Source organism: Streptomyces sp. DH10 (assembly GCF_029813805.1).
In the GTDB taxonomy this organism is placed as follows: domain Bacteria; phylum Actinomycetota; class Actinomycetes; order Streptomycetales; family Streptomycetaceae; genus Streptomyces; species Streptomyces coeruleofuscus.
The window spans coordinates 61,764-78,780 of the sequence record NZ_JARVKU010000005.1 but is presented as its reverse complement, the minus strand read 5'-3'; the positions used below and the strand labels follow the sequence as shown (position 1 = coordinate 78,780).

Here is a 17,017-nt window from a genome sequence, read left to right as displayed (position 1 = left end):
CGTGCGGGCGGGCCTGTCGCCGCTGTCAGCCGGTTGTCAGTGGATTCCTGATGCAATGAGCCGGGTCCGAGGAGGAGCCGAACGTGGTCGGCGAACGACGAGCAGGAGGCTCTTGATGTCCTGGACGGAATGCAGCGAACCGCGGCCGTTCGCCGCGATGCGGCTGATCTGCTTCCCGCATGCCGGCGGGTCGTCGTACTTCTTCCGGGACTGGCGCAAAGGACTGCCCGAGTTCGAGGTGCACGCGGTCTGTTACCCGGGCCGGGCGGACCGGTTCGGGGAACCGACGGCCACCGACCTGGTGGCGATGGCGCAGGAGATCGCCGAGGCCGTGAGGCCGCTGACGGACCGGCCCACCGCGCTCTTCGGACACAGCATGGGCGCGGTGGTGGCCTACGAGACGGCCAGGGCGCTGGAGGCCACAGGTGCCCGGCTGTCGCATCTGTTCGTGTCGGGTGCCCGCGCGGGCCATCTGGTGCGGCGGGACGCCCGGGCGGCCGGGATGACCGAGGAGAGCGTCATCGCGACTCTCATGGAACTGGACGGCACCGACACCGAGTTGCTGGACCACCCGATGTTCCGCGAGCTGATCCTGCCGTACGTCCAGGCCGACTTCCGGATGCTGGGCGGCTACGAACACCGCGCGGGTGCGCTCCTCGACTGTCCCGTCACAGCGGTGGCGGGGACCAGCGACCCCCGGGTGACGACTGAGCAGGTGGCGGAGTGGGCGAACGTGACCCAGGGGCCGTTCCGGCAGCGGATGGTGCCTGGTGGGCACTTCTACCTGGCGGACTCACCGCAGTACGGGCTGATACGCGAGGCGTGCGCCGACCGGGGCGAGACGAGAAGCCGGTAGCGCGGTCGGCAGGCCGATGACGGGTGCCGTGTTCCGGCCGGCCTCGTTTCGACGACGTTCGATCAATGGGGGACGCAGGTGCGGTTGAGGAACGGGAAGAGAGCTGCCGCGACCGTCATGGTCGTGCTGCCGCTGGCGGTGATCGTGTGGGCCGCGGTGGCGGTCGTCACGGCGAAGTCGCCGGGCGGGGAGGCGGTGCACGAGGTGGCGCGTCTCGACAAGGGCGGTCATTTCTTCCTCGCGGTGGCGGCCATCCTGCTCGCCGCCTTCGTGGGCGGATGGCTGGCCGACCGGCTGGGACAGCCGCGGGTGGTCGGCGAGATCTGCGCGGGGCTGGCGATGGGGCCGACCGTGCTGGGGCGGTTCGCACCCGAGGCGAAGGACTGGCTGTTCCCGGCCGACTCCCTGCCGATGCTGGACGGGCTGGCTCAGATCGGGCTGGTGTTCTTCATGTTCGGGGTGGGACGCGAACTGACCGGAATGCCGCTGCGCGGCGTCGGACCGCAGGTGCTGATGGTGAGCCAGGCCTCACTGCTGATCCCGTTCGCGGCCGGCACGGCGGCGGCCGTTCCCCTGGTCCACGACTTCGCGGGGCCGGCAGGCGACCCGACGGTCTTCGTCCTGTTCGTGGGGTGCGCGCTGAGCGTCACCGCGCTGCCCGTACTGGCCCGTATCCTTACCGACCTGCGGCTCACCCACACGCGCCAGGGGCAGTTGAGTCTGTTCGCCTCCGCGCTCGGGGACGGCGTGGTGTGGCTGGTGCTCACCGCGATCCTGGCCGTCGTCCACGGAAGCAGCCCCACGGGTGTGCTGTGGAACGGCCTGTTCGCCGCCCTGCTCACGGTCGTCTTCCTCGGTCCGCTGCGCCGAGGACTGGCCGGCTGGGCCCGGTCCCGGGCGGCGTCCGGTGCGGGCGCCGGGGGCGATGCCACGGTCACGGTCCTGCTGGCGGGCGGTGTCGCGGCGACGGCCACCCTCACCACGGCCATGGGCGTGCACCAGCTCATCGGGGCCCTGCTGGCCGGGCTGGCCTGGCCGACGGGCAACGCCCGCATGGCCCGGGTGGCGGACCGGCTGTCGGGCACGTCCAAGACCGTGCTGCTGCCGTTCTTCTTCTTCGGGTTCGGGCTCACCATCGACCTCGGGTCGTTGCGCTTCGACCGGTCCTCGGTGCTGACCCTCGTGACTCTGCTCTTCCTGGCCGTCGTGACCAAGGTGTGCGGGCCCGCGCTGAGCGCCGTCATCACCGGTATGCGGCCACGGCCGGCCCTCACCCTGGGCATCCTGCTCAACGCCCGCGGCCTGACCGAACTCGTCATCCTCCAGATCGGCTACCAGGCGGGCGTCATCGACCAGCGGCTGCTCAGCATCCTCACCATCGTCGCTCTGGTCACGACGATGCTGACACGGCCGCTGCTCCGGCTGATCGGGCCGGAGGGCGTCGAACCCGCACCCGCGCCGCGCGTGCCCGAGGAGAGGGCCCTGCCGGCGAAGGACGTGCCCGAGCACCCCTCGCTGTCCCGCTAGTGCTTCCGCGACAGGCGGCTCACATGATCGACGAGATACTTCCCACGGCCGTCCTGGGCGCCGAGTCCTTCGGGGACGAGCCGGACGCGTGGCTGTTCCCCGAGGAGAGGGCGGCGCTGGGAGAGGCCGGCGAGGCGCGCCGACGGGAGTACACGACGGTGCGCCACTGCGCACGGCGGGCGCTGGGCGGGCTGGGCCTGGCACCGGCGCCGCTGCTGCCGGGCGTACGCGGCGCCCCGCGGTGGCCCGACGACGTCGTCGGCAGCATGACCCACTGCGCGGGATACCGGGCCGCTGCCGCCGCGCACCGGTCCGACGTGCGCGCCCTCGGCATCGACGCGGAGCCCCATGCGCCCCTGCCGGAGGGCGTGCTGGAGTTCATCGCGCTGCCGAAGGAGTCGTCGCATGTCGCCGGCCTCTCCCGCCACACCCCCGAAGTGCACTGGGACCGGCTGCTGTTCTGTGCCAAGGAGGCCGTCTACAAGGCATGGTTCCCCGCGACGCACACCTGGCTGGGCTTCGACGGGGCTGTGATCTCACCGGCGCCCGACGGCACCTTCCACGCCCGCGTCCTGGCTCCGGCGCCCGCGCAACAGGTCCCGGCCCCACGGGAGTTCGACGGGAGGTGGCTGGTTCGGGACGGTTTCCTGCTGGCGAGCGTCGCATCCCCCGCCCTTGTTTGACTGAGCTTCTGGCATGTGTAAGATTTGACTTACACATACAGTCCGATGCGCTGGGAGGTGAGGGCGGTGACCAGCGAAGAGCTTCTGGCCTTCCTCTCCGCCGTTGGCCATGCCCAGAGGCTCCGGGCCATCGCAGGCCTTGCCGACGGCCGTATGTACGTCAGTGAACTGGCCCGGCAGCTGGGCATGTCCCGCCCCCTGCTGTACATGCATCTGGAGCGACTGGAGAAGGCCGGGCTGGTCGTCGGCCACCTGGAACTCTCCGACGACGGCAAGGCTTTGAAGTACTTCGAGCTGGTGCCGTTCGATCTGCACCTCAGCGTGCAGACGATCCTGGACGCCCTGAGCGCGGACGAGCGGCAGGCGGGTACGGCGGATGGGCCTGTGGATGAGGAAGGTTAGAACGTTATGAGGGGGACCCGGACATGACCGGCGCCATCGTCGCCATCGCCATCGTCTCGATCGTCGTCGGGGGTATCACGGCGGCGGTGGTCTCGCACTTCAGACTCCAGCGCCACCGCGCCGACGCCGTGGCCATGGCCTCGTACCGCAAGCTCGCCGAAGAGGCGGTCGCCCGGCAGGAGGCCCTTCAGGCCGAACTGGCCGAGCTGAAGGCCCGGGTGAGCTCGATCGACGACATGCTGCGGAGGATCGAGTGAGCAGGCCGGCACCCGGGCGCCTGCGCCCTCCGGCCTCCCTGGTCAGACTTCCGTTATCCACCGCCCCCTGGCTCGCCGCCGGATACCTCGCAACCTATCCCCTGGTCGGGGGCGCCCTGTTCGCCGTGGCGACGGCCGCCTTCGTGGGTGGCGTCGTGCTCAGCCAGTTCACGGTGACCGTGCCGCTGATCATCGGCTCGGTGTGGGTGATCCGGAGCTGCGCGCAGGTCGAGCGGGGCCGCGCCGTACTCGTCGACCGGCCGATTCCGTACCGGTACAGCGAGGTCACCGAGACCGGTCTGCCCGCCCACCTCAAGACCCGCTGCACCGACCCGGCGTTCGCCCGCGACTGCGCCTACCTCATACTCCTCTTCCCGCCGCTGCTGGTCCTCGACCTCTTCGCGCTGGTCGTCTGGCTGGTGTCCCTCGGCTGCGTCACGCTGCCCCTGTGGTACCGGGCCGTGGAGGTCTCCGGCGGCCCGGCAGGCCCGCACGGCACGTTCAGCTGGGTCCACACCCTGCCCGGGGCGCTGGCCCTCGCGCTCGTCGCGATCGCCCTGCTCCCCTTCGCCGCCCGGCTCCTGCTGGCCACCGCCCGGCTGCACCTGACCGTCGCCCAAGCAGTACTCCGCCCGCCCCGCGACCCGCTCGCGCAGGCCAAGGGCGTGCTCGACGGCCCCGGACCGCTCTCCACCGTGCCGGGCGGCCGTCGCACCGGAACATCCACAGAACCGACAGAGAACGGGGAAACCCATGAACCGAACATCGGCCGGGCCGGCTGACGCCGTCGTCCACTTAGACTCCGTCCACAAGGTCTACGGCGGCGGAAAGAACAAGGTGGCCGCCCTTGATGGTGTGAGCATCAGCCTCCAGAGGGGCACCTTCACCGCGGTGATGGGCCCGTCCGGATCGGGCAAGAGCACCTTCCTGCACTGCGCCGCGGGACTGGACCGGCCGACCTCCGGTTCCGTCCGGCTGGACGGGGTGGACCTGTCCGGGCTCAAGGAACGCGACCTGACCAAACTCCGGCGCGAGCGCGTCGGTTTCGTCTTCCAGGCGTTCAACCTGATGCCCGCGCTGAACGTGCGGGAGAACGTCACCCTGCCCTTACGCCTCGCGGGACAACGCCCCAGGACCGCCGAGGTCGACGAGGTCATCGAACGCGTCGGCCTCGCTTCGCGTCAGAAGCACCGCCCCGGCGAACTCTCCGGCGGCCAGCAGCAACGAGTGGCGATCGCCCGCGCTCTCGTCACCCGGCCCGCCGTGGTCTTCGGTGACGAGCCGACCGGAGCCCTGGACACCCGGACCGCACGCGAGGTCCTCGGACTGCTGCGCGAGGCCGTCCAGTGGTCCGGGCAGACCATCGTGATGGTCACCCACGACCCGATGGCCGCCGCGCACGCGGACCGCACCCTCTTCCTCGCCGACGGCAGGATCGTCGACGCGCTGGAACGCCCGACCGCCGACATGGTCGCCGAGCGCATGACGCATCTCGGCGCCTGGGCCGAGGAGCACCCGGCACGCGACGGACAGTACGGAGCGGCCCGGTGATCGGCCTCGCACTGCGCTCCCTGAAGTTCCACAAGGGCGGCTTCATCGCCTCGTTCATCGCGCTCTTCTTCGGCGCCACCATCGTGATCGCCTGCGGCGGGCTGATGGAGACCGGAGTGCGCGGACTGGCCGAGCCGCAACGGCTCAGCGCCGCACCCCTCGTCATCACCGGGGAGCAGAGCTACCCCGAGTCCAACAAGGTCTTCCGGGAACGGGTCCGGCTCGACGCCTCCGCCGTGTCCAAGGCCGCGGCCGTCCCCGGGGTCCAGGCGGCCGTGCCGGACGTCTCCATCCCCGCCGCGGTCGTCCCGGCCGGCGGCAAGGGCGGCGTCACCGCCACCGGTCACGGCTGGGACTCCGCCCGGCTCGGGTCCTACCGCCTGGTCCAGGGCAGCGCACCGGAGGCCGCCGGCCAGATCGCGCTCGACTCGCGGCTCGCCGCCCGGGCGGGCGCGAAGGCGGGCGACCGGGTCACGCTCGGCCTGCACGGCACCATGGCCACGTACCGGGTGACCGGGCTGGTGAACGGACCCGGCGCGGCCGAGACGCTGTTCCTCTCGGACAGCGACGCGGCGCGTCACGCCCCTCAGCGGGACAAGGTCGACTCCATCGGCATCCTCACCCGCCCCGGCGCCGACGCCGGCCAGGTCCGGGCCGCGCTCGCCGAGGCGTTCGCGGGCGCCCCGGTCGCGGTGCTGTCCGGCGACGAACGGGGCCGTGCCGAATTCCCCGACGTCGTGACCGACAGCAAGAACCTGGTGTCCATGTCGGCCGTGTTCGGCGGCATGTCCGTGATGGTCACGGTGTTCGTGGTGGCCAGCACACTCGGTCTGTCGTTGCAGCAGCGGCAGCGGCAGATGGCACTGCTGCGCGCGATCGGCTCGACGCCCGGCCAGGTCCGGCGGATGGTGCTCGCCGAGACGTTCACCATCGCCTTGTTCGCCACCGCACTGGCCTGCGTGCCCGGGCCGCGGGTGGGGCACTGGCTGCTCGGCCGGTTCGTGGACGCGGGCGTGGTGCCCGACATGCTGATCCACCGCGCCGGCTGGGTCCCGATGCTCGTGGGCGTCGGGGCGGGACTGGTGACCTCGCTCGGGGCCGCCTGGATCGCGGCCCGTGCCGCCTCCCGGACCCGTCCGACCGAGGCGCTGGCCGAGGCGTCCCTGCAACGTCGCCGGCTCAACTGGATCCGGCTCCTCTTCGCCGTCCTCTGCCTGGCGGGCGGCGCCACCCTCGCGATCGTCACAGTGAACGTCGACGGCACGGTGGCGGGCAGCACCGCCACGCCGGCCGCGATGCTGTGGACCGCCGGCTTCGGCCTGCTGGGCCCCACCCTGAGCAGGCTGATGACGGCCCTGCTGCGCTGGCCGCTGCGCGCGGTCACCGGCTTCTCCGGACAGCTGGCCATGCTCAACGCCAAGGCCCGCCCGGCCCGGCTGGCCGGAGCGGTCATGCCGGTCATGCTCGCCACCGGTCTGGCAACCGCCCTCATCTACCTGCAGACCACCCAGAACCAGGGCGCCCAGCAGGCGTTCGAGGACAACCTCCGAGCCGACCTCGTACTCACCTCGGTGTCCGGCGGGATGCCCTCGTCCCTGGCCGACGGCATCGGCAAGGAGCCCGGCGTGGCGGCCGCCTCGGCCTATGTGCCCAGCTCCGGCTTCCTGGAGCCGTCCAAGGAAGAGATGGACGCGTACGACGGCAAGGGCCGCAGGCCGAAGGGCGAGCGCGTGCAGATCACCGGCGTGTCCGCGGCAGGCATCGAGCGCACCACGGCGATCCGTACGGTGAGCGGCGACCTCGCCGACCTGAAGGGCGACACCGTGGCCCTGCCCGAGTCCTCGTCCGGGGGACACCGGATCGGTGACCGGATCCCCATGCGCATGGGTGACGGCAGCGTGGTCGAGCCCCGCCTGGTGGCGACGGTCGGGGACCAGCGCGGGTACGGCGCGGCCCTGATGCCCGCTGCCGTGGTGGCCGCGCACACCACCGACGGCGTGGTGCCGCAGATCCTGGTCGCGGCGGCCCCCGGCACCGACCCCGCGCAGCTCGCCGCCGAACTCACCGGCTCCGGCGCGCCGTTGCCCGGGCTGCGCGCGGTCGACCGGGCGGACCTGGTCAGCGCCTCGGCCGAGCAGAACGACACCCAGACCTGGGTGGCGTACCTCCTGGTCGCCATGGTCGTCGGATACTCGGTCATCGCCCTGGTGAACTCCCTGGTGATGGCGACCGGCGAGCGGCGCCGCGAGTTCACCCTCCAGCGTCTCGTCGGCGCGACGCGGGGGCAGGTGATGCGGATGATGACAGTGGAGGCACTGCTGACCGCGCTGGCCGGTCTCGCGCTGGGCATGCTGGTCGCGGTCCTGACCCTGGTTCCGCTGAGCAAGGCCGTGCTCGCCCGGGCGCTGCCCGCCGGGTCCCCGTCGATCCTGCTGGCCGTCCTCGTGTCCGCGCTCCTCCTGACGGTCGGTACGACGCTGCTGACCACCCGCGTGGCGCTGCGCACCCGGCCCTCGGCGGCCATCGGAAGCCGGGAATGACCTGAGCGTCGTCCGCATTACCCGCGGTCACCTGCATGTTTCGCCCACCACTTAAGAACGTGGTGGGCGAAGCCTTGTAAAACCTATTCTCACTCTTATGGCGTTGAAGCCCATCGGAAACCATCATCGTGGAATTGGAGCTTTTCGATGCTGAATAGAGTTGTGATCGTGGGGGGCGGTACAGCCGGCTGGATGACCGCGTCGTACCTCAAGGCGGCTTTCGGAGACCGTATCGACATCACCCTCGTCGAATCCGGAAAAGTCGGCACCATAGGCGTCGGTGAAGCAACGTTCAGTGACATCCGGCACTTCTTCGAGTTTCTTGGACTCAAGGAATCGGACTGGATGCCGGCGTGCAACGCCACGTACAAGCTCGCGGTCCGCTTCGAGAACTGGCGCAAGCCGGGCCACCACTTCTACCACCCGTTCGAGCAGATGCGGTCGGTCGACGGCTTCCCGCTGACGGACTGGTGGCTCAAGAACGGCCGCACCGACCGCTTCGACTCGGACTGCTTCGTGATGGCCAACATCTGCGACGCCGAGCGCAGCCCCCGTCACCTCGGCGGCGCCATGCTGTCGCAGCCGTACGACGAAGGCACCGAAGAGCCCCAGGGCCTGACGATGTCGGAACACCAGGGCAAGACCCAGTTCCCGTACGCCTACCACTTCGAGGCCGCGCTGCTGGCGAAGTTCCTCACGGCGTACACGGTGGAACGCGGCGCGAAGCACATCGTCGACGACGTCAAGGACGTCAAGCTCGACGAGCGCGGCTGGATCAGCAGCGTGGTGACCGCCGAGCACGGCGAGCTGACGGGTGACCTGTTCATCGACTGCACCGGCTTCCGCGGGATGCTGCTGAACAAGGCCCTGGAGGAGCCCTTCATCTCCTTCCAGAACACCCTGCCCAACGACAGCGCGGTCGCCCTTCAGGTGCCGCAGGACATGGAGGCGCGGGGCATCCGGCCCTGCACCACCTCCACCGCGCAGGACGCGGGCTGGATCTGGACGATCCCGCTCTACGGCCGCATCGGCACCGGGTACGTCTACGCCAGTGACTACCTGTCCGCCGACGAGGCCGAGCGCACCCTGCGGGAATTCGTGGGCCCGAGCGGGGCCGACGCCGAGGCCAACCACATCAAGATGCGCATCGGCCGCAGCAACCGCTCCTGGGTCAACAACTGTGTGGGGATCGGCCTGACCAGCGGCTTCGTCGAACCGCTGGAGTCGACCGGCATCTTCTTCATCCATCACGCGGCCGAGCAGCTGGTCAAGAACTTCCCCGGGGCCGACTGGAACCCGGTGCACCGCGACAGCTACAACAGCGCCGTCGCGCACGTGATGGACGGCGTCCGCGAGTTCCTGGCCCTGCACTACGCCGCCGCCGGGCGCAACGACACGCAGTACTGGAAGGACACCAAGACCCGGGAGCTGCCCGACGGTCTGGCCGAGCGGATCGAGCACTGGAAGTACCAGCTGCCGGACAGCGAGTCGGTCTTCCCGTACTACCACGGGCTGCCGCCGTACTCGTACATGTGCATCCTGCTCGGGATGGGCGGCATCGAGCTCAAGCCGTCCCCGGCGCTCGCGCTCGCCGACAACAGCGCGGCGCTGAAGGAGTTCCAGTCGGTGCACGACCAGGCCGAGGCCCTCATCGGCCGGCTCCCGACGCAGTACGAGTACTTCACGCACATGCGCCGCGTCCGTCGCCCCAGGGAGCTGCACCCCGTGACCGAACTGATCCGACTCAACGAACCCGCGCGGCCGGCCGCCGCGCACCCAGGGCCCGTGGCCGAGGGCCAGCGCGCCATGATGAGCGGCTTCCCGACCGGGGTCGCCGTCCTCACCACCGCCGACCACGACGGCACGCCCCGCGGGATGACCATCTCCTCGGTGTGCAGCGTCACGTTGGACCCGCCCATCCTGCTGGTGTGTCTGCGGATCGGCAGTCCCACCCTGCGCTCGGTCCTGGACACCGGCCGGTTCGCGGTGAACCTGCTGCACGGTGCCGGCCGGCCGACCGCCGAACTGTTCGCGTCGGGTGCGCCCGACCGTTTCGACCGCGTGCGCTGGGAGCACGACACGAGCGACCCGTACGCGGCCGGTCCCCATCTCCTCCACGACGCGCATGCCATCGCGGACTGCCGAGTCCGTGACGAACACCGCAGCGGGGACCACCTCGTGGTCTTCGGCGGCGTCCTGCGGGTCACCACCCCGTTCCCAGGCCGGCAGCCGCTGGTCTACGGCAAGCGGGAGTACCGGACATGGCCGGTGGGACCGGATCGTCCTTAGCCCGTTGCCCCTGCGTCCCATGAGGCTGAATCCAATGAGCCCCTCATCATCATTTCAACTCGGCAATCTCAGAAGCGTGTTGAGCTGGCACCGCCCGCTCATGGCCAATGTCGCCTTCATGACCACGCTCGTCCTCGTCTCGACCGTCGGCCTGCTCGTGGACGACCGGGTGCTCCTGAACGAATCGACCTGGCTCAAACCGCTGAAGTTCAGCTTCGCCTTCGCCGTCTATTCGGGGACGCTGGCGTGGTTGCTCACGAAACTGCAGAAGGCCAAGCGGTTCGGCTGGTGGTTCGGCACCGCGTTCGCCGTCTCCGGAGCCTTCGACGTGGCGGTCATCGCGCTGGCCGCGGCTCGCGGGACCTTCAGCCACTTCAACGCCCGGGAGGACAAGCTCAACCAGCTCGTCCAGACGGTGTTCGAGTACGGGGTGCCACCCTTGCTGATCTCGAACCTCGTCATCGGGGTGCTGGTCCTGGTGCAGCGCACCGGTGACCGGGCATTGTCGTGGGCGCTGCGGGCCGGACTCGCGCTGTCCACGGTGGGCATGGTGATTCCGCTGGCGCTGCTCCCGATGAGCGACGTCGGGGAGGGGCACACGGTCACCGACGCCAACGGCGACGAGGTGCCGATGTCCGCCGGCCACGGCATCGGCGACCCGGACGGCACCGGCATGCCGCTGACGAACTGGAGCACGACCGGCGGTGACCTGCGGGTGCCGCACTTCATCGGACTGCACGGCATCCACGTCCTGCTGGTGGTGGTGCTGGCACTGACCGCTTCGGCCACTCGCCACGCCTGGCTGCGGGACGAGCGGTCACGGGCCGGGCTCGTCGGCGCCGTCGCGCTCGGCTACGCCGGACTGCTCGCGGTGACGACCTGGCAGGCGGCGCGCGGTCAGTCGCTGGTCCACCCCGACTCCTCGACGGCGCTGGCCCTGGCGGGCGTCGCCGTCGTGACCGTGGCCGCCGGCCTGGCGGCGGTCGTGGGCGGACGCCGCCGCGCGGCGCGGGCTCGGCGGGAACTGGTCACGGCGGTGTGATGCCGACCGCCGTCGGCGGGGAGTCCGGCGCGACCTGACCGTCCTTGTCAGGTCGCGATCCTCGAGCGGCCCGGCGGCCGCCCGGTCAGACCCCGGCGGAGGACGGTACGGGCTTGGGGCCGAGTACGTGGCCCGAAGCGGCCGTCCTGCCGTCCAGCAGGGCCATCCCGAGCGGGGTCACCGAGTGCAGCACGGTGTTGCGCACCCGCCGGGTGGTGATCAGCCCGGACTCGCGCAGCACCGCGGCGTGCTGACTGGCGCAGGGCGCCGAGACGCCGAGCCGGTCGGCGAGCTGGGTGGTGGTGCGCGAGGCCCGCAGCTCACGCAGGGCCGCCGCCCTGGTCTGGCCGACGAGGGCGGCCAGCCCCTGCGACGGGAGTGAGGTGTCGTCCCACAAGAGGGCGGACTGCTCCGCGTTCGGCAGCGCGGAGAAGACCAGGACGGCCTGGCCGTGCTCCTCGTCGGCGCGGAAGAGCCGGGCGGGGCGGTGGGCGAGGAACACGGACGGGCTGAGCACCAGACCCTTCCCGTCGAGACGTACGTCGCTGTCGGGGCCGTCGTACAGTTCCAGCACCTGACCGTTCCAGACGGCTCTGCGCCCCAGCCCGGCGAGCAGCTGCTCGACACCGCCCGCCATGACCATCCGGCCGCGGGCGTCGCACTCGGCCTCGTAGTGGGCCAGCATCCGGCTCCAGTACGGGGCCACCGCGGCCCGCCAGAAATCGGCCGGCGTCGACGCGGAGGCCGTCCGCCCGCCGGATTTCGCGCGCAGCCTCGTATAGACCTGGCGCTGCCATCGCGCGTACAGGGGGCTGACTCCACGAGTGAACAGTTCTCGGGCGAGTCTGGCCTCTATTTCCGGTCCCGCGGTGAACTGGAGCCGTGTGCGCGCGAGATCGGCCGTGGTGAAATGGATTCTCTGCAAGGAAATACCCCCGTAGGTGCACGACGTTCGGTCATGCCTCCGCCCCCATCGGTCGGCCGACGGGGGAAACGATTTTGTTGGTGTCCAGGTGCGGCCGGATCAGCTCAAATGGCCGGTGATCCGGGCGAAGGCGTCGTCAAGTGTGGGCCGGCGCACGGCGAAGTCCACGACGGTCACGCCCGCCTTTTCCAATGCCGTCGCAGCGGCGGCGATACTGCCCATCCCGGCCTCGAGCGGCAGCGAGATGACGCCCTCGTCGCGGTCCGCCGCCGGATCGTCGAGCGTATGGGTCCGCAGGGCCGCGAGGGCGTCGGCGACCGCGCCGGGGCCCGCCACGCGGATCTCCAGCCGGTCCGGTCCGACGGACCGCTTCAGCTCGTCCGGGGTGCCCTCGGCGACGATCCGCCCGGTGTCGACCACGGCGACACGGTCGGCGAGGAAGTCCGCCTCGTCCAGGTACTGGGTCGTCAGCAGGACGGTCATGCCCTCCGCCACCAGATCACGCACGGCGTTCCACAGCGCCATGCGGCTCACCGGGTCGAGGCCGGTGGTCGGTTCGTCGAGGAACAGCACCGAGGGCGACGCGACGAGGCAGGCCGCGAGGTCGAGCCGGCGCCGCATGCCGCCGGAGTAGGTCTGTACGGGCCGGTCGGCGGCGCCGGCCAGGTCGAACTGGTCCAGCAGCCGCTCGGCACGCTGACGGGCGCCGCGCCGGCCGAGGTGCAGCAGCACGCCGATGAGGGTGAGGTTCTCGCGGCCGGTGAGCAGGCCGTCCACGGCCGCGTACTGGCCGGCCAGACCGATCCGGCGGCGGACCTCCCCCGCCCGGCGGACGACGTCGAAGCCGGCCACTTCGGCGTGGCCGCTGTCCGGCGCCAGCAGGGTGCTGAGAATGCGTACGGTGGTCGTCTTGCCCGCCCCGTTGGGGCCGAGCAGGCCGAGGACGGTGCCCTCCGCGACGCTGAGGTCGACGCCGCTGAGGGCCTCGTGGTCCTTGAATCGCTTGCGCAGGCCCTCGGCCCGGATCGCGGTCTCCACAGTGTGCCGGCGGTCAGGCGCCGAGACCCGAGGCGGGCTCCCGGAGGCTTCTGGGCCGCATGTCGGTCCAGTGCTCACTCACGTGGGCCAGGGCGGCCTCCCGGCTGCTCTCGCCCAGCGACACCGTCCAGCCGTCGGGCACTGCGGCGAAGGCGGGCCACAGGCTGTACTGGCCCTCGTCGTTGACGACTACGAGGAACGTGCCGTCCTGGTCGTCGAAGGGGTTCGTCACGTCGGCTCTCCGAATCTGAGAAGTCTGAGGAGGAGGGCCGTGGCGGGCCCCGATACGAACATCGTGTCGGGGCCCGCTGACACGGCACTGACCGCGCCCTGAAAACCGGGCGTCAGGCGGGAGCGGCCGCCGCCCGGCGGGATTCCACGAAGCGCACGACGTGGTTCACCGTGCGGAAGTTCTCGATGTCGAGGTCGGTCGGATGCACCGTGATGCCGAAGGTCCGCTCGACCCACATCACGAGCTGCACGGCGAACAGCGAGCTCACGCTGCCCGTGGCGAAGATGTCGTGGTCGTCACCGGGTTCGCCGTCCTGGACGTGCTCGCCGATGAAGCTGCGCACGGTCTTGGTGATGTCGTCTGTCATCAGGCCCCTGCCCTTTTCCCGGTCACGACCGGCTCGTACGAATAGAAACCCTGACCGCTCTTGCGGCCGAGGCAGCCCGCGGCGACCAGCTTCCGCAGCAGCGGCGCCGGCGCGAACTTGGGATCGTTGAAGTTGTCCAGGAGGACCTCCAGCGAGTACATGACGGTGTCCAGGCCGATCAGGTCCGCGGTCTCCAGCGGGCCCATCTGGTGGCCGAGGCACTGCCGGAAGAGCCGGTCGATGTCACGGGCCTGCGCCACGTTGTCCTGCAGCAGGAGGATCGCCTCGTTGACGCTGAGCATCGCGACGCGGTTCGTGACGAAGCCCGAGGAGTCCTCGACCACCACGATGTCCTGGCCCACCGTGCGGAACAGCCCGCGCGTGACCTCGATCGTCTCCGGCGAGGTGTGGTAGCCCCGGATCACCTCGACCAGCTTCTTCAGCGGCACCGGGTTCATCAAGTGAGTGCCGACCACGCGGTCCGGGCGGCCGGTGACCGATGCCATGCGGGTGATGGGGATGGCCGAGGTGTTCACCCCGAACACGCAGTGCTCCGGAGCCACCGCGTCCATCTCGCGGTACAGCCGCTCCTTGATGTCCCAGTTCTCCGTCACGTTCTCCACGACGAAGTCGGCGTCGGCGAGCCCGTCGAGACCCGTGTCGAACCGGATCCGGGAGAGCACCTCCTCGGGGGTGCTCTTGGCCAGCTCGCGGTCGAGCATCGCGTACAGCCGGGCGTTCTCCCCGATCACGTCCCGGGCCCTGGACAGGGCGGCCTCGGTGGTGTCCACGAGCACCACCGACAGGCCCGCGGCGGCGAAGGCGTGGGCACCGCCGATGCCCATGGTGCCGGCGCCGAGGACGGCCACGCGGCGGATCTGGCTGGTCTCAGTCATCGCTTCCCTTGCCTGGTTGTGGTGTGGTGGCGCACCGCTCGGCAAGCGGGGCCGGCCAGTCGGCGACGTCCCATCCGTACTGGCAGAGAACGGCGTAGGTGAACCGCTCCAGGCCGAATCCGACGCAGGCGGAGTGCACCGTGGCGCCGTCGGGTCCCTTGATGCCGAAGGCGTCGCCGAAGTGCTTCTCGTGCAGGTTGAACGAGCCGATCGAGATGCTGTCCCCGGGCGCGACGTCCAGGTGGAGTTCGTGTTTGAGTTCCAGCAGACGTTGCGAGGAGACCTGGGCCGCGGTCGCCGCTCCGGCGAAGAACGGGTCGCTCGCCACCTCGCACCGGCCGGCCAGGCCGAGCTGTTCCACCAGCTCGACTGCGCGCCGGCGGAACCGGTCGCGGGCCTCGCGGACGAACTCGGCCGTGCCCAGGAAGACGGTCTCGCGGATGGTGAAGTCCGACAGCCGCTCCAGGGTCCGGTGGTAGCGGGACTCGTGCCGGAAGGAGCCGCCCTTGGCGGTCACCACGGTGTTCTCGTCGGGGAGGGTGGCCCCGGCGAACTGGTCGAAGGTGTGGTAGCACATCGTGGGCGGCAGGCACCGGTCCACCGGTGCGCAGCGGTGCAGCACCCGGTCCCCGACGGTCTCCCGTGCCCCGACCTCCTCGGCGAAGGCCCGGTAGGTGTCGACGTCGCCGTTGAGCCGGGCGGCGAACATCATGTGCTGCGGGAAGGAGGAGAGGTATCCGCTGCGGTGCAGCGCGGTGACCGGCAGCAGGGTCGGGTAGCGGTACTCGCGGGCCCCGAACTCCTCGCGGATGATGTCCCGCAGCAGTCCGTCGAGCGCGTCGAGCGCGGCCAGTGCCGGGGCGCCGAGCGCCACCTGCCCGGGCCCGATCTCGTGCACCACGCCGTCCGCCAGCAGCCCGGCGAAGGTGTCGCCGTGCGGGGTGCGGTCCGCCGTGGAGCGCCACAGCACCTTGGGCGGGGTGTGCAGTTGGGGGCGCACCTCGGTGTCGACGATGTACCGGAGCTTCTTGCCCAGGGTCTCCGCGTCGACCGGATGCTCGGTGGTCACCTCGACGGCGTCGACCCCGTCGCCGGTGCCGGGGACGAGCCGGAAGCCGATGATGGCCTCGGAGATGTAGTGGACGCGCCGGCTGAGCTCGTCCAGGTGGGCCCCCGCGACCGGTTCGTCGAGGGCGAGTCGGTAGGAGTGCATGTCGGCCTCTCGTCCTTACGCCGCTGTCGGCAGGCCCATGAGGCCCGCGATGATGGACCGCTGGATGTCCGAGGTGCCGCCGTAGATCGTGCCCGCGAGCACGTCCCGCACCTCCCGCTCGATGCCGAGCTCCTCGGTGTAGCCACGGGCGCCGTGGATCTGCATGGCGTCGAGCGCGGTGGTCTTCAGGCCCTCGCTGACATAGAGCTTCAGCATGGACGCCTCCTGCATCGCGAGGCGGCCCTGGGAGCGCAGCCAGCCCACCTTGTAGAGCATCAGCCGCGCCAGCTCCAGGCGGACCCGCATGTCGGCGATCCGGTGGGAGACGGACTGGAACGATCCGATGGGGCGGCCGAACTGGCGGCGGCGGGCGGCGTACGCGGCGCAGCGGTCCGTGAGCCGGCTCATGACGCCGACCTGGCTGGCGAACATGAAGCCGCGCTCCCACTCCATGGTGGAGGTGAACAGCTGGTACCCGGCTCCCTCCGCGCCCAGCCGCTGGTCCTCCCCGAGCACGCAGCCGTCGAAGGTGATCTCGCCCATCAGCGTGCCGCGCAGTCCCGCCTTGGGGATGTCGCGGGCGGTCAGTCCCGGGGTGTCGGCCGGCACGACGAAGGCGGACAGGGCGCGCTGCGGGGCCACGTCGTCCCCGCCGGTGCGGGCGAACACGATGAACAGGTCCGCGCGCGGGCCGTTGCTGATGAACTTCTTCGTCCCGTTCAGCACGTACCCGTCACCGTCGCGGACGGCGGTGGTGGTGAGGGAGAGCATGTCGGAACCGGTCTCGGGCTCCGACAGGGCGTGCGCGCCGACCAGCGAGCCGTCGCAGAGCGCGGGCAGCCAGCGCCGGCGCTGCTCCTCGGTGCCGTGGTCGGCGATGTAGACGGCGCAGGCGAAGAGGTGGTTGTTGATCGCGAAGACCAGGCCGTTGTCGACGCAGCCTTCGCCGAGCGCCTCGTAGGCCATGATCGCGGTCAGGGGGTCCAGACCACCGCCGCCGTACTCCTTCTTGATCGGCCAGCCCAGGACGCCGAAGTCGGCGCAGGCCTTCCAGCCGCTTTCGTCGAAGGTGGCGTTGCGGTCGTGCTCGGCCGCCTGGGCGCCGAGGTCGTCACGGGCGAACCGGACGACCTTCTCACGCAGCGCCTGTTGCTCTGGCGTGGGTGCAAAATCCATCAGTCTTCTCCGTGGTCGGGGAG

General features: G+C 70.6%; 17 protein-coding genes. 10 read left to right on the top strand and 7 right to left on the bottom strand.

All coding sequences use genetic code 11. The annotated features are described in order from the left end of the window. Window positions 1-115 precede the first annotated feature (115 nt). The 10 genes from QC385_RS12200 (at window position 116) to QC385_RS12155 (ending at window position 11,147) form a co-directional block, all read left to right on the top strand. Window positions 116-856, top strand: coding sequence for a thioesterase II family protein (locus QC385_RS12200; protein ID WP_279541312.1), 741 nt, complete (start codon window positions 116-118; stop codon window positions 854-856). Between the two features lie 84 nt (window positions 857-940). Then, on the top strand, window positions 941-2,383 hold the full coding sequence (locus QC385_RS12195) for a cation:proton antiporter (RefSeq protein ID WP_279541311.1): 1,443 nt from the start codon (window positions 941-943) through the stop codon (window positions 2,381-2,383). Window positions 2,384-2,406: 23 nt separating this feature from the next. After that, entirely contained in the window at window positions 2,407-3,066 is a 660-nt protein-coding gene (locus tag QC385_RS12190) for a 4'-phosphopantetheinyl transferase family protein (protein ID WP_279541310.1), read from the top strand. Window positions 3,067-3,132: 66 nt separating this feature from the next. Next, window positions 3,133-3,468 (top strand): ArsR/SmtB family transcription factor, encoded by a 336-nt coding sequence (locus QC385_RS12185; RefSeq protein ID WP_279541309.1) that lies wholly within the window; start codon window positions 3,133-3,135, stop codon window positions 3,466-3,468. Window positions 3,469-3,491: 23 nt separating this feature from the next. Beyond that, window positions 3,492-3,725 carry a hypothetical protein gene (locus tag QC385_RS12180; protein ID WP_279541308.1) on the top strand — a complete coding sequence of 78 codons (234 nt, stop codon included), beginning with the start codon at window positions 3,492-3,494 and terminating at the stop codon, window positions 3,723-3,725. Next, window positions 3,722-4,507, top strand: a complete 786-nt coding sequence (locus tag QC385_RS12175; RefSeq protein ID WP_279541307.1) for a sensor domain-containing protein — start codon at window positions 3,722-3,724, stop codon at window positions 4,505-4,507. Before QC385_RS12180 ends, QC385_RS12175 begins: the two co-directional genes overlap by 4 nt. Further along, entirely contained in the window at window positions 4,479-5,276 is a 798-nt protein-coding gene (locus tag QC385_RS12170; RefSeq protein ID WP_279541306.1) for an ABC transporter ATP-binding protein, read from the top strand. The genes QC385_RS12175 and QC385_RS12170 overlap by 29 nt, the downstream gene beginning before the upstream one ends. Continuing rightward, window positions 5,273-7,816, top strand: coding sequence for an ABC transporter permease (locus QC385_RS12165; protein WP_279541305.1), 2,544 nt, complete (start codon window positions 5,273-5,275; stop codon window positions 7,814-7,816). Before QC385_RS12170 ends, QC385_RS12165 begins: the two co-directional genes overlap by 4 nt. Window positions 7,817-8,008: 192 nt before the next feature. Continuing rightward, on the top strand, window positions 8,009-10,105 hold the full coding sequence (locus QC385_RS12160) for a tryptophan 7-halogenase (RefSeq protein ID WP_443032897.1): 2,097 nt from the start codon (window positions 8,009-8,011) through the stop codon (window positions 10,103-10,105). Window positions 10,106-10,223: 118 nt separating this feature from the next. Further along, on the top strand, window positions 10,224-11,147 hold the full coding sequence (locus QC385_RS12155; RefSeq protein ID WP_279541303.1) for a hypothetical protein: 924 nt from the start codon (window positions 10,224-10,226) through the stop codon (window positions 11,145-11,147). Window positions 11,148-11,232: 85 nt separating this feature from the next. Here QC385_RS12155 and QC385_RS12150 read toward each other — a convergent pair whose 3' ends face one another. From QC385_RS12150 to QC385_RS12120, 7 genes are all read right to left on the bottom strand, one after another. Beyond that, window positions 11,233-12,072 (bottom strand): ArsR/SmtB family transcription factor, encoded by an 840-nt coding sequence (locus QC385_RS12150; RefSeq protein WP_279541302.1) that lies wholly within the window; start codon window positions 12,070-12,072, stop codon window positions 11,233-11,235. A gap of 99 nt (window positions 12,073-12,171) precedes the next feature. Continuing rightward, the gene (locus tag QC385_RS12145) at window positions 12,172-13,110 is read right to left on the bottom strand and encodes an ATP-binding cassette domain-containing protein (protein ID WP_279541301.1); all 939 of its coding nucleotides are present in this window, start codon (window positions 13,108-13,110) and stop codon (window positions 12,172-12,174) included. A 13-nt stretch (window positions 13,111-13,123) separates the two neighbouring features. After that, window positions 13,124-13,342, bottom strand: a complete 219-nt coding sequence (locus QC385_RS12140) for an MbtH family protein (RefSeq protein ID WP_279541300.1) — start codon at window positions 13,340-13,342, stop codon at window positions 13,124-13,126. Between the two features lie 112 nt (window positions 13,343-13,454). After that, complete coding sequence (locus QC385_RS12135; protein WP_279541299.1) at window positions 13,455-13,709, bottom strand: acyl carrier protein; 255 nt, start codon at window positions 13,707-13,709, stop codon at window positions 13,455-13,457. Beyond that, window positions 13,709-14,605, bottom strand: coding sequence for a 3-hydroxyacyl-CoA dehydrogenase family protein (locus QC385_RS12130; RefSeq protein WP_279541298.1), 897 nt, complete (start codon window positions 14,603-14,605; stop codon window positions 13,709-13,711). The genes QC385_RS12135 and QC385_RS12130 overlap by 1 nt, the downstream gene beginning before the upstream one ends. Next, the gene (locus QC385_RS12125; RefSeq protein ID WP_279541297.1) at window positions 14,598-15,818 is read right to left on the bottom strand and encodes a hypothetical protein; all 1,221 of its coding nucleotides are present in this window, start codon (window positions 15,816-15,818) and stop codon (window positions 14,598-14,600) included. The genes QC385_RS12130 and QC385_RS12125 overlap by 8 nt, the downstream gene beginning before the upstream one ends. 15 nt (window positions 15,819-15,833) lie before the next feature. Next, window positions 15,834-16,994: an acyl-CoA dehydrogenase family protein gene (locus tag QC385_RS12120; protein WP_279541296.1), complete on the bottom strand. Its 1,161-nt coding sequence runs from the start codon at window positions 16,992-16,994 to the stop codon at window positions 15,834-15,836. Window positions 16,995-17,017 lie beyond the last annotated feature (23 nt).